General features: G+C 46.5%; 8 protein-coding genes. 7 read left to right on the forward strand and 1 reads right to left on the reverse strand.

Annotated elements, in window-relative coordinates:
- Window positions 1-247 (reverse strand): tellurite resistance TerB family protein (locus AC1DSE_RS01630; RefSeq protein WP_477527347.1); only part of this gene is annotated, 247 nt, incomplete at its 3' end.
- A 334-nt stretch (window positions 248-581) separates the two neighbouring features.
- Here AC1DSE_RS01630 and AC1DSE_RS01635 point away from each other — a divergent pair.
- The 7 genes from AC1DSE_RS01635 (at window position 582) to htpG (ending at window position 14,366) form a co-directional block, all read left to right on the forward strand.
- Window positions 582-8,099, forward strand: a complete 7,518-nt coding sequence (locus AC1DSE_RS01635; protein WP_477509934.1) for a glycoside hydrolase family 3 N-terminal domain-containing protein — start codon at window positions 582-584, stop codon at window positions 8,097-8,099.
- 190 nt (window positions 8,100-8,289) lie between these two features.
- A complete protein-coding gene (locus AC1DSE_RS01640; protein ID WP_076267366.1) occupies window positions 8,290-8,490 on the forward strand; it encodes a hypothetical protein in 201 nt (66 codons plus the stop codon).
- Window positions 8,474-9,349 carry a glycosyltransferase family 2 protein gene (locus AC1DSE_RS01645; RefSeq protein WP_477509933.1) on the forward strand — a complete coding sequence of 292 codons (876 nt, stop codon included), beginning with the start codon at window positions 8,474-8,476 and terminating at the stop codon, window positions 9,347-9,349. Before AC1DSE_RS01640 ends, AC1DSE_RS01645 begins: the two co-directional genes overlap by 17 nt.
- Window positions 9,325-10,017 carry a glycosyltransferase family 2 protein gene (locus tag AC1DSE_RS01650; RefSeq protein ID WP_477509932.1) on the forward strand — a complete coding sequence of 231 codons (693 nt, stop codon included), beginning with the start codon at window positions 9,325-9,327 and terminating at the stop codon, window positions 10,015-10,017. Before AC1DSE_RS01645 ends, AC1DSE_RS01650 begins: the two co-directional genes overlap by 25 nt.
- A 6-nt stretch (window positions 10,018-10,023) precedes the next feature.
- Window positions 10,024-11,145, forward strand: coding sequence for a glycosyltransferase (locus tag AC1DSE_RS01655; protein ID WP_477509931.1), 1,122 nt, complete (start codon window positions 10,024-10,026; stop codon window positions 11,143-11,145).
- Window positions 11,146-11,161: 16 nt separating this feature from the next.
- Window positions 11,162-12,220: a polysaccharide pyruvyl transferase family protein gene (locus tag AC1DSE_RS01660; protein ID WP_477509930.1), complete on the forward strand. Its 1,059-nt coding sequence runs from the start codon at window positions 11,162-11,164 to the stop codon at window positions 12,218-12,220.
- A gap of 265 nt (window positions 12,221-12,485) precedes the next feature.
- Complete coding sequence (htpG, locus tag AC1DSE_RS01665) at window positions 12,486-14,366, forward strand: molecular chaperone HtpG (protein ID WP_477509929.1); 1,881 nt, start codon at window positions 12,486-12,488, stop codon at window positions 14,364-14,366.
- Window positions 14,367-14,588: the final 222 nt, after the last annotated feature.

The raw sequence follows: 14,588 nt of genomic DNA on the forward strand, positions 1-14,588 counted from the left end.
CCATGTTGCCTACAAAGTGATTGAAACGGTTAATCACATCACTCATATCAAAAACTTTTAATTCTTCGCTGCGGCCTATGTAGCCGGCCATTTTTTGTTTTTCATTGGAGTCGACGGAACCGTCTGCTGCTGCTACAATCGCACAGCCAGCTACTACCGCATCTAGGAATTCTTTATTTTTAAATTTTTTGACCTGATCGGTTAGTCCTTGCTTACTTGTTTGCAGCCATGATTTGAAAGAGCTCATTTAGCTCAGCCTCCTAGAGTGAATTTAAATCTTATTATTCTATTGTAGATTTAATTGGGGTCATTTAGCAAATTTTGCGGTAAATTGTCTGTTTATGCTGTTAGATTAGATCGTTGAATGAAAAGGAAATAGGATGAACTATAGAATGAGAGACGATGTATTTTTGAAATCGATTATATTATACAAAAAACAACGCACATCATCTTAAAAATGACTCATATTATGAAATCGTTTTCAATTTTATACTTGTAAGTAATCTCGTCTACAGCTGTCCATTTCAATTAAGAAGGGATATGCCGTGAGACGACAATTATAGTTATGGGGAGGGTTTGGTTTGAAAAGAAAAATGTCGATGATGACGGCGATGCTGCTGGTCATATCGCTAATGACGAGCTTGCTTTCAGTAGGAGCAGCGCCTTTGGCGCAGTCAAATGGGGGATTGCCGACGTACTTGGACCCATCAAAAAGCGTGGATGCAAAGGCGGCGGATCTGCTTGCCCGGATGACACTAGAAGAGCGCGCAGGACAAATGATACAGCCAGAGAAATCGAATATTACGCCTGAGGAAGTGAAGCAATATTTTATCGGCTCGGTGCTTAGCGGCGGCGGTTCGTTCCCGAACGGCAAGCAGCAGGACAGCACGCGTGAAAATTGGCAGACGCTTATAGACGGCTATCAGAATGGCGCGCTTTCTACGCGTCTCGGGATTCCGCTGTTGTATGGCGTGGATGGAGTACACGGACATAACAATGTGAAGGGAGCAACCTTGTTCCCGCATAATATCGGTTTGGGTGCAGCGAATAATGCTGAGCTGGTGAAACAAATCGGCGCCGCGACAGCAAAGGAAATACGCGCAACCGGAGCAAATTGGGATTTTGCGCCGACGATTGCAGCCCCGCAGGATATTCGATGGGGCCGGACCTATGAAGGATACAGCGGCAATCAAGCGATATCCAAGGTGCTTGGTGCAGCATACATTCAAGGGCTGCAAGGAGAAACACCTGCGGAGCGCAGTCAGACGAAACATGTCGTTGGCGCTGCGAAGCATTTTTTAGGTGAAGGCTATACGGATAACGGCGTTAACCAAGGGAATGTAACGAAGTACACAGAGGATCAGCTTATTGCAAGTGATTTAGAGATGTACAAAGCTGCCGTTGATGCAGGTGTACAAACGGTAATGGCATCTTACCACAGCATTCAAGGCCTTAAGATGCATGCGAATAAGCGGCTTCTTACGGATGTGCTGAAGGGTGAGCTTGGATTTAAAGGTTTTGTTATTTCGGATTATAACGCGATTCAGCAAATCACGCGTGATCAAGACGGCAAAGCAGTCAGCGGCTTGAAAGATCAGCTGAAAGCGTCCGTTAATGCAGGCGTAGATATGTTCATGCTGACGGGTGACTGGAGAGCCAGCCTTGAGCATTTAATTAGTCTTGTTAAGGATGGCAGCATTACGGAAGAGCGTATCAATGATGCAGTCCTCCGTATTTTGAAGGTAAAAATTTCATCTGGCCTATTTGAGAATCCAAAGACAGATATGGATTTGGCAGGCTACTTCGGTGCATCTGAGCATCGTGCGCTTGCGCGTCAAGCTGCGGCGGAGTCGCTCGTTCTTCTGAAGAACGATGAGGTGAACGGTTCACCGATTATGTCTCAGCTGAAGGATATGGACAAAATCTTCGTAGCAGGTAAAAATGCGAACGATATCGGCAACCAATCTGGCGGCTGGTCGATTACTTGGCAGGGAGCATCCGGGGCGATTACGACCGGAACGACAATCTATGAAGGACTTAAAGAGGTTGCAGGAGCCGCGAAGACGGTAACGTACAACAAGCATGGCCGCGGCGCTGCTGGTTATGACGTAGCTATTGCTGTTGTAGGCGAAACGCCTTATGCAGAAACGAATGGAGATCGTACGAGCCTGAATCTCGACGAAGAGGATCTCGCAACGATTGCAAATATTCGTGCAGCTGATCCGAACATTCCACTCGTTGTTGTTCTTGTATCCGGACGCCCGCTTACGATAGCGGATCAACTGGGTGACTGGGATGCGCTTGTCGCAGCATGGCTTCCAGGTACGGAAGGTCAAGGCGTCGCTGATGTACTGATTGGGGGCAAACCGTTTAAAGGGAAAAACCCGATTAAATGGCCATTTTATGTAACGAATAATTATCCAATTATGACCGATGTCAGTCCGAATTTGCTGTTTCCTATCGGTTACGGCTTGACGAGCGGGCAGGCTACGCCTGATCTGCCGAGCAAACCTGTAGAACCAGAGAAGCCTTCACTGCCTATCCCGGGCAAGGTCGAGGCGGAAGCGTTCGATGCGAAGAGCAGCGGATTGAATACAGAGGACACGCAGGACATTGGCGGCGGCAAAAATATTGGCTGGACGTCCGGCGGCGCATGGCTGGATTATAGGGTGAAAGTGAGCGAACCCGGTACCTATAAAGCCGATTTCCGCTATGCTGGCAACGGCGGTGCAACGGGGATTAAGATTAAGAGCGAAGCGGGAGCGACGCTTGGTACGTTGAGCGTAGGCTCCACAGGAGGCTGGCAAAGCTGGCAAACGGCCACCGTCGAGAATATCGTGCTAAGCCAAGCAGGCATTCAAAAGCTGAGGCTTGAGTTTATTGCCGGAGACATTAATTTTAACTGGGTAGAGTTTACGCGTACAGGCGATGTTCCAGCTGGCGGCGGTGGCGGCACTGATCCAGGTAATGGAGGCGGCGAACAGCCAGTCCTTATTAGCGGAGCTGTTGAGGCATGGATCTCCAGTGAACGTGATGCGGGTGACCGCAAATGGTATTATGCGGATCGTTATCAAGCTGGCGATAAGAAGCTGGAGCAGCAGACGAATTTAGATATTACCCTTCCAGATAACAGCAAAGCGACAACGATTACGATAAATCCGGATAAAAAATATCAAACGATGCTAGGAATCGGTTCGTCCATGGAAGAAGCGACGATTCATAATCTTGTGAAAATGTCTCCGGAGAAGCAGACAGAGCTGCTTCGCCAATTGATCGACAAGGATAACGGCATCGGCATGAGCTTGATTCGCCTAACGATCGGAACCTCCGATTTTACAGCGCAAAAGTTTTATTCGTACGATGATTTGCCTGCCGGTGAAACGGACGTTGAGCTTAAGAAATTTTCCATTCAGAAGGATATTGATTTTGGCATTATTCCAACCGTCAAAAAGATACAAGCGATTAATCCCGATGTACAGTTTTTTGCATCGCCTTGGAGCCCTCCAGGCTGGATGAAAACAACGGGCAGCATGGTAAGAGGTCAAGTGAAGGAAGAATATCTTCCTGTGCTTGCAGATTATTATGTGAAATTTTTAGAGGCATACGCTGAGCATGGCATCTACTTTGAAGGCATGACGCTGCAAAATGAGCCGCTGCTCGAAATTGATTATCCAAGTACAGCGATGTCATGGCAGCAAGCGTCACGTCTAGCCAAGCTGCTGCGGGCAAAGCTAGATCAGAATAGCAATGCAAAAATCAAAAGTGTAAAGCTATGGATGTTCGACCACAATCCTGGCGATACGATGGCTTATCCAGCACAAATTCTGGGTAATTCCGTAGAAGGGGCTTACGATGCCATAGAAGGGACGGCGTTCCACGATTATGGCGGCGAGCTGTCCATGATGACGGAGCTTCAAAAGCTGTTCCCGCAGAAAAGCGTGTATTTAACGGAGCGTGCGGTATGGGGGACAACGGGCGCTGACCGAATCGCACAATATTTCCGCAACTATGCTAAAAGCTATAACAGCTGGGTTACGATGCTGGACAGCGATATTTCATCCCATCAATGGGTAGGTATTCCTGATCCGACCCCAGTCGTTCAGGATTCCTCGAATCCAGATCACTACTGGCTGCTGCCGGAGTATTATTTGATGGGGCAGTTTACGAAATTCGTGAAGCCTGGTTATGTGCGAATCGATAGCAATTACGGCTCGGCTGCGACAGTAACCAACGTTGCATTTGCAAGCCCAGACGGCAAAGAAATTGTAACGGTTGTCATCAACCAAACGAGTGACCCGCAGCCATTTAAAATTATAGTTGATGGACTTCAAATTGAACCGGTCATTCCAGCCAAATCAGCAGCAACCTATCGCTGGAATCGTACGCAAATAACAAACGTTCCAGCAACGATTGACGCTACGCGCTTCGCTTCAGCAGAAGGCGAGTTCCAGGTTAATCCGAACGGATACTTAGGTTCATTTGCACCAAATGGAACAGCTTCGTTCGATTATGTTGTAAATGTAGCAGAAGCAGGCGAGTATGAACTCGATCTGGCGATTGCAGGTTTCCAAACGGATGGTCTGGTTAGCTTTGAACTGGATGGCCAGCCGCTTGTGTCACTGCCGATCAATCAGACGACGTACCAGTGGGAGTACTTCGCTAATCGCCGCGAGCGCGTTATGCTTCCAGAGGGTGCGCATAAATTAACGATGAAAGTGAGTAAAAACGACTTCAATGTTAGAAGTATTGCGTTCACGAAGGCGGATAAGGCAGCTATTTCACTTCCCGCATCTATAGAGGCGAGTAAATTCACATCTGCCTTTAATGTACTCGTAAACGGCTCAGCGGTCAGCTATGCCGATCCGAATGATTGGATGGAATATGAGGTGCAGGTTCCAGCGGATGGAAACTACGGTATAACGTATCAATATTCCACGACCTATGACGGAGCGAAAGCAGAGCTTTCACTAGGAGGAAATGTACTGAAAATGACTGAGCTACCAAACAGCGAGAGCTGGGATGCTTGGGCAATGGCTTCAGATACAGTTGCTCTGACTGAAGGTGTTCATACGCTAAGAGTTCGAATCGTTGATCAAGGCTTCAACTTGAATGCCATTGCGGTTGGGCCTGCTATTATCGCAGATGCCTCAGCCGTAACAGAAGGTGCAGAGGCTGGAAGCCATATTTTTGTCCAGCTGCTTAACGACACGTATAAAGAGGAGCTGACTTCCTCCAATTGGTCCATCGACGGGTATGTCGGAACGGTTGTAGATAGCGTTTATCGTGTTGATGACCATATGGCTAAGCTTACCTTAGGAGGAGGGGCGACTAGAGACTATGACTCTGATCGTACCGTCACAGTAACAGCCAGCACATATGAAGCTGCTTCTGGAAGCACCGGTAAGACGATGAGCTCTAAAGTTATCATTAAGGCTATTGATGATGCGGAGTCGTTATCCTTGTCAGAGAGTCAGATTGCTTATGACGTAAATGGCAAAGAACTAATCGTTACCCTTGCTGGCGGTACATTCGTGCAGAGTCAACTTGGAGCGATAACCGTGTCGGGAGCGGCGACCTCGCAAGGAGGCGTATCACTGCGCTCGGCGGAGCTTCTCAGCCCTAATCGAGTGAAGCTTACGCTGAACTGGAGCGGAACCGTTTACTATAATGAATTGGAATTGCAGGTTAACGTTCCACTGCAAGCCTACGATGATTCAACAGGAGGTATGGCGTTAAACGCTAAGGCAGTGCTGCTTGGAACCGAAAATGTGAAGGAGCCAGTAAATCTTTTGTCCCTTGATTCATTGGATCAGTTCAATCGATTAAAAGGATTCGCAGTGTCTGGAACAGGAAGCGCGAGCAGGCTAACCCAAATTGATGCGGGCGATTATGCCGATTATTTGGTACACGTGCCAGCTACTGGTTCCTATGTTGCAACCTTTAAGGCTACATCTGGCGGCCAAGCTGTGAATGGCATCGTGCTGGAGGCGCAAGATGGCGCAGTTCGGAAAACGATTAACGTACCAAACCTTTACAACCAGGTCGTTGAAATGCGAATTGTCATTGATCTCGTTGAAGGCGACCAAAAGCTTCGTATTCTGGCTGGAGCATCCGGCTACGAGCTTAGAGGCATTAAATTCGAGCCTTATGTTGTACAGGTAATGGATCAGAGCGGTGTTATGAAAATTGAAGCGGAAAGCTACACCCATGCGGATGCGGCTGCTGTTCAAAGCAATATGGACGGACAAACGCTGTTATTCAAAAACGTAGGTTTTATCGCGGCAGCAGGCTCGCTTTATTTTGACGTTAATATCGCAAAATCGAGCTTCTACAAAGTGACCTACCGTTATGCAACGCCGCAAGCAGGCGTGAGTGGAACGTTGTCCGTGAATGGGCAAAAGTTGTCTACTACACCGCTAGGAGCAAGTGGTGGATGGGATAAATATGCAGAGGCTTCTGGCATTGTAGAGCTTGCAGAAGGCGTGCAAACGATTCAATTTACTAGCAATAATGATGGGGCAAACCTTGATTGGATCACGCTTGAGCAGACTGAAGCGGTTACGCAAATTACAGGTACCACAGCGCTTCCGACTGCTTCGCTGAAAGCTGGAGCCTACAAAGGAACCAAAACGGTTGCTTTAACGACTGCTACAGAAGGAGCAGCCATTTACTATACAACAGATGGATCGCTGCCTACCAGTACAAATGGGCAATTGTACAAAGGAGAGTTTAAGCTCTCGGAGCTGACAGTGCTCCGCACGATCGCGATTAAAGCAGGAATGAAGGACAGCTTTGTTGCACCATTTACGTATATCATTACACCAGGGGAAGAGCCAACAACAACACCAACGCCAACACCAACGCCAACACCAACGCCGACGTCACCAACGGGGCCAGCTGTAACGCCAGCTCCTACGACGCCTCCGAGTGGAAAGGGCACAATACCGGCACCAACTCCGGTCATTGACACGGCTAGCGGACTTGGTAAAACTGCGATAAGCCAGACGCTTATCGACGAAGCTTTGAAATCAGTAGAAGGAAATAATGGTACCGTTCAAACCATTACAATTAAAGTACCGAGTGTAAATGGAGCTAATGGCTACGAGGTGCAATTGCCTAAAGGGACAATTAGCGTGGCTAAGCTATCGGTACAGTATGAAATTCAGACAGGTACGGGTACGATTGTTGTACCAAGCCATATGTTGAAATCACTGCCTTCGGATGCGAAAAACGTGTCCATTGTGATTGCGAACATCGATAAAACAAAGCTTAGCGAAGATGCGAGAGCAGCCATCGGCAGCCGTCCTGCGATTGAGCTGAATCTCTTCGTTGACGGCGTTAAAGTGGTATGGAGCAATACAGAAGCTGCTGTAAACGTATCGCTTAGTTATACTCCAACAGCTGATGAGCTGGCGAGCAGCGAGCAAATTACAGTGTGGTATTTCGACGCAGCAGGTAAAGTGATTGCAGTGCCAAGCGGCAAGTATGATAAATCGCAAGGTGCTGTGCTTTTCACAGTAAATCATTTCAGTACGTATGGCGTAGTATTCGTAAGCAAAACGTTTGACGATCTTGGCAAATATCCTTGGGCGCAACAAGCGATTAAGGTTATGTCGGCAAAAGGCGTCATCAACGGCATATCGGATAAAGCATACGCTCCAGCTCAAAATGTGAAGCGGGCAGATTTTATTACCCTGCTCGTGAAAACTTTAGGTCTTAATGCTGCGTATGATAGTCAGTTTACCGATGTGGCAAAAGGTTCTTATTATTATGATGCGGTTGCCATTGCGAAGAAGCTTGGCGTAGTAACTGGCCGTGCGGACGGTGCATTTGATCCGAATGCCTCCATTACAAGGCAAGAAATGATCGCGATGACAGCAAGAGCGTTAAATATTTCTGGCAAGAAGCTGCAAGCAGGAAGCTCGGAGCAATTGCAATCGTTCACCGATTTGAAGCAGTTAGCAGCTTATGCAACGGACAGTGCTGCTCTTCTCGTAGCGAACGGCATTGTGAAGGGCGACGGCGCTAAGCTTAACCCGCTTGGTTATACAACCCGTGCGGAAGCAGCAGTTATTATGTATACCATTTACAACAAGTAATAAGATTGGGATGAGCGATGCGGCTCATTGAATGACAAGGAAGAAGCCTTCGAACTCACTGATAAAGTGGGAAAGAGGGCTTCTCTTTTTTTTGCCTATTCTATGAAATTTTTTTCAAAATAGTCGTATGCCGTTCTCACTATTAATCTAGCGAATAGGATGAGGGTATCAAACGGTAGGAGTTGATTATGTGTCATTTTATTTTAAGCTGCGCACGTACCTAGGGAGAGATGTAGAAGTTATTCTCTCTAATGGGGATGTGGTTGCGGGTGTGCTGCTGACGGTAGGCTTCTCATACATTGTGGTTCGAACCTTGAGTGTACCTGGATACGGTGGGACGGAAGATGTGTTGATACGTTTACGGGTCATCGAATATGTCCGGATTTTATAGGAATGGCTGTACGGATGATGGAAGAAGGCGTGACTATGTCGAGCGATTGACCGCGGATAAGGAAGTGCTGCCTCCTTTACAAAAAGGAAGAGATTTCTCCCAAACAGGCAATCGGCGCGGGGTTCACCAGCGCTTGTCAGTGATTATACCCGCTCAAAATGAGGAGCGGACAATAGGACGTGTCATCCAAGAAATAATATTGCTGTCGCCAGCTGAAATTATCGTAGTTGTTAATGGCTGCAATGATCGTACAGAGAGTATTGCTAGAGAGCTTGGCGCGTCGATCATTGTTTTTCAGGAGCCGCTCGGAACGGATGTAGGCAGAGCTATTGGCGCATATGCAGCCACTGGCGATGCGCTGCTGTTTGTGGATAGTGATTTTAATATCCCTTGGAAGGAGCTTGCTCCTTTTCCTAATGCGCTGCTAAGCGAATGTGATCTGGCTGTTAATAAGCTGGATCACCACCTCAGCATGCGCATGCCTTGGAGTGCCGTGACAACGCTGAAAATAGCACTGAATATGGCAGTTGGCCGCGAGGATCTGGCGAATGCTTCACTTGTACATGTTCCATTTGCGCTGAATAGGCGGGCGCTTAATGTTATTCATTGGTCCAATTTATTATGTCCGCCGAAAGCTTATGCGCTGGGACTGCTCGGGGGGTTAACCGTCAAGGCTGTTCACTGCGTAGAAGTTGATCGCTTAAACCGTTATCGTCCGAGCAAACACAGCAATGCCGGAGGAGACCATTCCATTGCAACGATGCAAATAATAGGGGATCATTTTGAGGCTCTGCATGCCATTCATAGGAGAGAGGGCAAGAAAGGAGAGATAGGGTGCAGCGGGAATTTGGAAAAGTAAGTATCGTTATTGCAAATTATAATCGTGCAGCATATCTCATTGAATGTTTGGACAGCTTGATGAGTCAAACGTATTTGAATAAAGAAATCATCATTGTAGATGACGCATCGACCGATAGGTCGCTGGATGTTATCGAGGCTTGGTGCGAAGCGAACGGAGTAGCGGGCACAGAATCTATCGTACTCGTTAGACTTCCTAGAAATATTGGGTTTTCTGGAGCTATTACGGCGGGTTTCTTCCACGCTCGCGGACAATATATCGCGGTACAGGATGCGGATGATTTCTCCCATCCGCAGCGTTTAGAGAAACAAGTAGCTTATCTTCAAAGCCATGCAGAGGTTGCACTGGTAGGAACGAGCTACGCTAGCTTTGATGAAGCCGAGAAGAGGCAGTATGTTCAGGAAAAATGGCTGCGTTTCGGTGATGATATTCATGATGTTTACCGCAGCGGCGGTCACTGTGTTTGCCATGGGACGATCATGTTTCGCGGCGATGCTTTTGACCAGATTGGCGGATTGAGCCGCCGAATTGTCGGGGCGGAGGATTATGAGTTCATCGTTAAATTTTTGAATAATAAAGCTCGTATTGCAAATATTCCTGAAATTCTTTATTACTATCGTCTGCATGCGAGCCAACGATCATTGGCTTTTTATGCGAAAAAGGAGTGAGGTGAAATGGCAGGCTCGCCGTTATCCGTCTTAATGGCTCTGGACAGTATGGATGCCGGTGGTACGGAAACACATGTATTAAGTCTAGCAAAAGCACTAATAAAAATAGGTCAAAGAGTGAGTATCATTGCCGCGGACGGCCCTATGCGGTTTCGGTTTGAGGATGCCGGGTGCCATGTATATTTGTTTGAATTCCAGCCAGCTGGAGCGTCAGTTCAAACGGAGCGAATCGTCAGGCTGCAGGAAATTATGCGAAGCGAGAAAGTGGATTGCGTTCATGTGCATCAGACTCCATCAGGTTTGTTTACGGCAAAGGCAGCTAATTTATTAGGAATTCCGTCTATATTTACCGTTCATGGCACCTATTATCCGCAGACTGCTCTAAAATCGCTGCTTGTTTACTCGGAATCGGTCATATGTGTAAGTGCTCCTCTTCAAAGCTGTATCACGCGGTTTGGATTTCCGTCTATCGTTGTCCCGAATGGCATCGATCTAGCGGAGTTTTATCCATCCAGCGGCGCAAAGCTTCGCTCAGACTTAGGTATTTCTGAAGATGCAATTGTACTTATGTATGCTAGCCGCTTGGCTTGGGGAAAGGCAACCGCATGTGATGTCCTGCTGCGGGCGATGAAGGATCTTTATCGTTATGGGTGGGATAAGCTTGAGCTTATCGTTGTCGGGGATGGCCCTAAATATAATGCAATTTCAGAACTTGCGGAATTTATTCAGGCGGAAAGCGGAAGACGGTTCATTCATATGGTTGGAAAACAATCTCAAATGCGAGAGTATTACAATGCTTCAGATATCGTTGTCGGTACGGGACGCGTTGCGCTGGAGGCAATGGCTTGCGAGAAGCCAGTGCTTGCCATTGGCAACCATGGCTATTTTGGCTGGGTAGAGCCGGGTAATTATGAGCAGGCTTGGCTTAACTATTTTGGAGACCACGGTTCGTCTGCCGCTTATTCCCGTTATTTGTTTGCAAGCGAGATTGCAGATGGATGCCGCAGGCTGGAGGGGCTGCGCGCTAATGGAATAGAGGGAAGACGTTGGGTGGAACGTGAGTTTCATATCGATCAATCCATTGATCAAATTATGAGCGTGTATCGTTCAGCAATTGGGGAGATTTAATGAAGGGCGGTACGGAATGAAAAGAATTTTGTATGTAGGCTGGTTAGGGTTTAACAATGTTGGTGATGAGTTAATGTGGCTATTGTTTCGCGACTTGTGTAGAGCTTATCTGCCTGAGAAAAAATATGATGTCATTCCGTCAATACCGGGCGTAGATATTCGGAATTCGGGTCCGTATGATGTTGTCGTGCTCGGCGGCGGCTCGCTGCTCATTCCAGGTTATATCGATGTTGCTTACCAAGCGGCTCGGAACCATAAAAAAGTAATGATTTGGGGCAGCGGTCATGATAGACAGGAGTTTCCTGTAATTGATGCCTCGGGAAAGGTCGCAGCCCATTTGGCCTACACCGGTGAGAACCTAGCAACGAATGAGAAATTAGCTGAGCTAGTGAAGATGTCAAAATATTGCGGTGTCCGAGGTCCGTTGTCCTATCAGTTTCTCGAGGATTCTGGCGTCCGAATGGAGCAGGCGATCATAAGCGGTGACCCGGCATTTCTGCTGCCTGCACCGTCGCCACGCAAGAATGGGCAGGCTAGCAGAACGATTGGTGTGAACTGGGGAACAGCTTATAATCGAATATTCGGTGGCAACGAGGAAAAGGTAGAGCAGCAATTGGTAGAGGCGCTGCGTATATTAATATCGCAGGGTTATCGCGTTAATATTTTCTCCGTTTGGGGTCCTGATAGAGAAGCTTGCAAGCGTCTATATTCGAAGCTGGGAAACCAGACGAATGTGGATCTTGATTTGGAGCTGTACCATCATGAGGATTTGATGGAGAAGCTTAAGTCCTATGCGCTGACGATCAATTTCAAATTGCATGCTAGTTACCTGTCAGCAGCGGCAGGCGTGCCGTTCGTAAGCCTTGGATATCGATTCAAATGCATAGACTTTGGCTGCTCGGTGGATCTTCAGGATTATGTGCTCTCCACCGGCGATACGGCACTTGGCAAAAGCATTCTGGACAGAGTAGCCAAAATTGAAAAAGAAACGGATATGATTCGCGAAAAGTTTTATTCACATCAGAGCCGTTATCGCGAGCTGCTGAAAAAGCCATTTCAAGAAGAACTGTTTTAAGGAAATAGCTGCAACAGCGTAAGAGGAGCTGCCCGAAGGTTTATTAACTTTCGGGGCAGCTCTTTTTTTAATAGACAAAGGATGGATATTATAGGAAGAAGGTTGACATCGAAAAATAGTTTATGATATATAAAAAGAAGGATTGGCACTCAAAGAGTTTGAGTGCTAAAATATAAGGTAGCGGTTTAATAAACGTTGAACAAGCCTTCCTGTTGCGTTACCTTTAGGCTTACTAATTATTGATGAATGGAAAGGGGATCTATCCATGTCCAAAAAACAGTTCAAAGCAGAATCGAAACGATTGCTGGAAATGATGATTAATTCCATTTATACGCAGCGCGAGATTTTTTTGAGAGAGCTTATCTCGAATGCCAGCGATGCGATCGACAAGCTATATTACAGAGCGCTAACTGACGACCAAATGGTATTTAACAAAGAGGATTATTATGTTAAAGTCGTTGCCGACAAGGCAAACCGAACATTAACGATCACCGATACAGGGATTGGCATGACGAAGGAAGAGCTGGAGAATAACCTTGGCGTTATTGCGAAGAGCGGATCTTTTGCCTTTAAGAAGGAAAATGAGCTTAAGGATGGACATAACATTATCGGCCAATTCGGGGTGGGCTTCTACTCTGCATTTATGGTGGCGGATGTGGTTACCGTTGTGACCAAAGCTCTTGGCAGCGATGAGGCGTTCAAATGGGAATCAACTGGCGCCGACGGCTACACGATTGAGTCATGCGAGAAGGACTCCGTTGGTACGGAAATTGTACTTAATATTAAGGAAAATACCGAAGATGATCAATACGATGAGTACTTGGAAGAGTACCGTTTGAAGTCGATCATCAAAAAATATTCGGATTTCATTCGCTACCCAATTAAGATGGATGTGAAGGGCCAACGGCCTAAAGCAGATGCAGAAAACGAGTTTGAGGAATATCAAGAAGAGCAAACCGTTAACAGCATGGTGCCGATCTGGCGTAAAAACAAAAATGAGCTGACATCGGAAGATTATGATCAGTTTTATTTTGAAAAACGTTACGGCTTCGACAAACCGATCAAGCATCTTCATATTAGTGCGGATGGCGCTGTTGTGTACAATGCGATTTTGTATATTCCGGAGAGCACACCTTTCGATTATTATACAAAAGAATATGAGAAGGGGCTGGAGCTTTATTCAAATGGCGTTCTAATTATGGATAAATGCTCAGACCTGCTGCCTGATTATTTCAGCTTCGTTAAAGGTATGGTTGATTCGGAGGATCTATCGCTCAACATTTCTCGTGAAATGCTGCAGCATGACCGTCAGCTGAAGCTGATTGCGAAGAACATCAACAGCAAGATCAAGAGCGCGCTGCTTGGCATATTGAAGGATGACAGAGAGAAGTATGAGTCATTCTACAAAGCATTCGGCAGACAGCTGAAATTCGGCGTATATAACGATTACGGCGTGAACAAAGAAGTGCTGCAAGACCTGCTTATGTTCCACTCCTCGAAAGAGAAGAAGCTAGTTACACTGGACGAGTATGTGTCAAGAATGAGCGAGGATCAAAAGTACATTTATTATGCTTCCGGTGAATCTATTGAGCGAATTGATAGACTTCCGCAAACCGAGCTGGTAACGGATAAAGGCTTTGAAATCTTGTACTTCACGGACGATATTGATGAATTTGCCATCAAGATGGTTGCGAAGTATAAGGATAAAGAATTCAAGTCGGTATCAAGCGGCGATCTTGGTATTGAAGAGGACGAGAAGGACAAGGAAACGGCCGAAGAGCAGGATGCCAATAAAGAGCTTTTCGAGCAGATGAAAGAAATTCTTAACGATAAAGTAAAAAGCGTAAAAGCTTCAAAACGCCTTAAAACACACCCTGTGTGCTTATCCACTGAAGGCGAAGTAACGATTGAAATGGAAAAAATATTGAATTCGATGCCGAACAATCAAGATGTAAAAGCAGACAAGGTGCTCGAAATTAACGTGAACCATGAAATTTTCCAATCGTTGAAGGATGCTGCTGGGCAGGATAAAGTGAAGCTGGCTCTTTATACAAGCCTGCTTTACAACCAAGCGCTTCTCATCGAAGGTTTGCCAATTCAAGATCCAGTTGCGTTTACGAACGATATTTGCAAAGTAATGGTTTAATAGAGCAAGCGACAAGCAAGCGTAAAAAGCCCGCACTGGATCATACCAGTACGGGCTTTTTTTTCTACGACAGCACGATTATCTAACGGAGTTTTCATTCCGTCTATCGAATTCATAAGGGAGACGAAGCTGATTTTAGAAATGGTGCTGCGCGATGTTGGATAAAGGGAGCACTGCCCCTGGCCCACATACTTTAGAATTAGGAAATTAAAGTCCTTGAAA

It is taken from the genome of Paenibacillus sp. 01L418, from assembly GCF_056400045.1.

Excerpts from the sequence above, each read along its gene's own strand:
- AC1DSE_RS01645 (WP_477509933.1), top strand. The coding sequence starts at position 8,474 with ATGTCCGGATTTTATAGGAATGGCTGTACGGATGATGGAAGAAGGCGT.
- AC1DSE_RS01655 (WP_477509931.1), top strand. The coding sequence starts at position 10,024 with ATGGCAGGCTCGCCGTTATCCGTCTTAATGGCTCTGGACAGTATGGAT.
- AC1DSE_RS01660 (WP_477509930.1), top strand. The coding sequence starts at position 11,162 with ATGAAAAGAATTTTGTATGTAGGCTGGTTAGGGTTTAACAATGTTGGT.
- htpG (WP_477509929.1), top strand. The coding sequence starts at position 12,486 with ATGTCCAAAAAACAGTTCAAAGCAGAATCGAAACGATTGCTGGAAATG.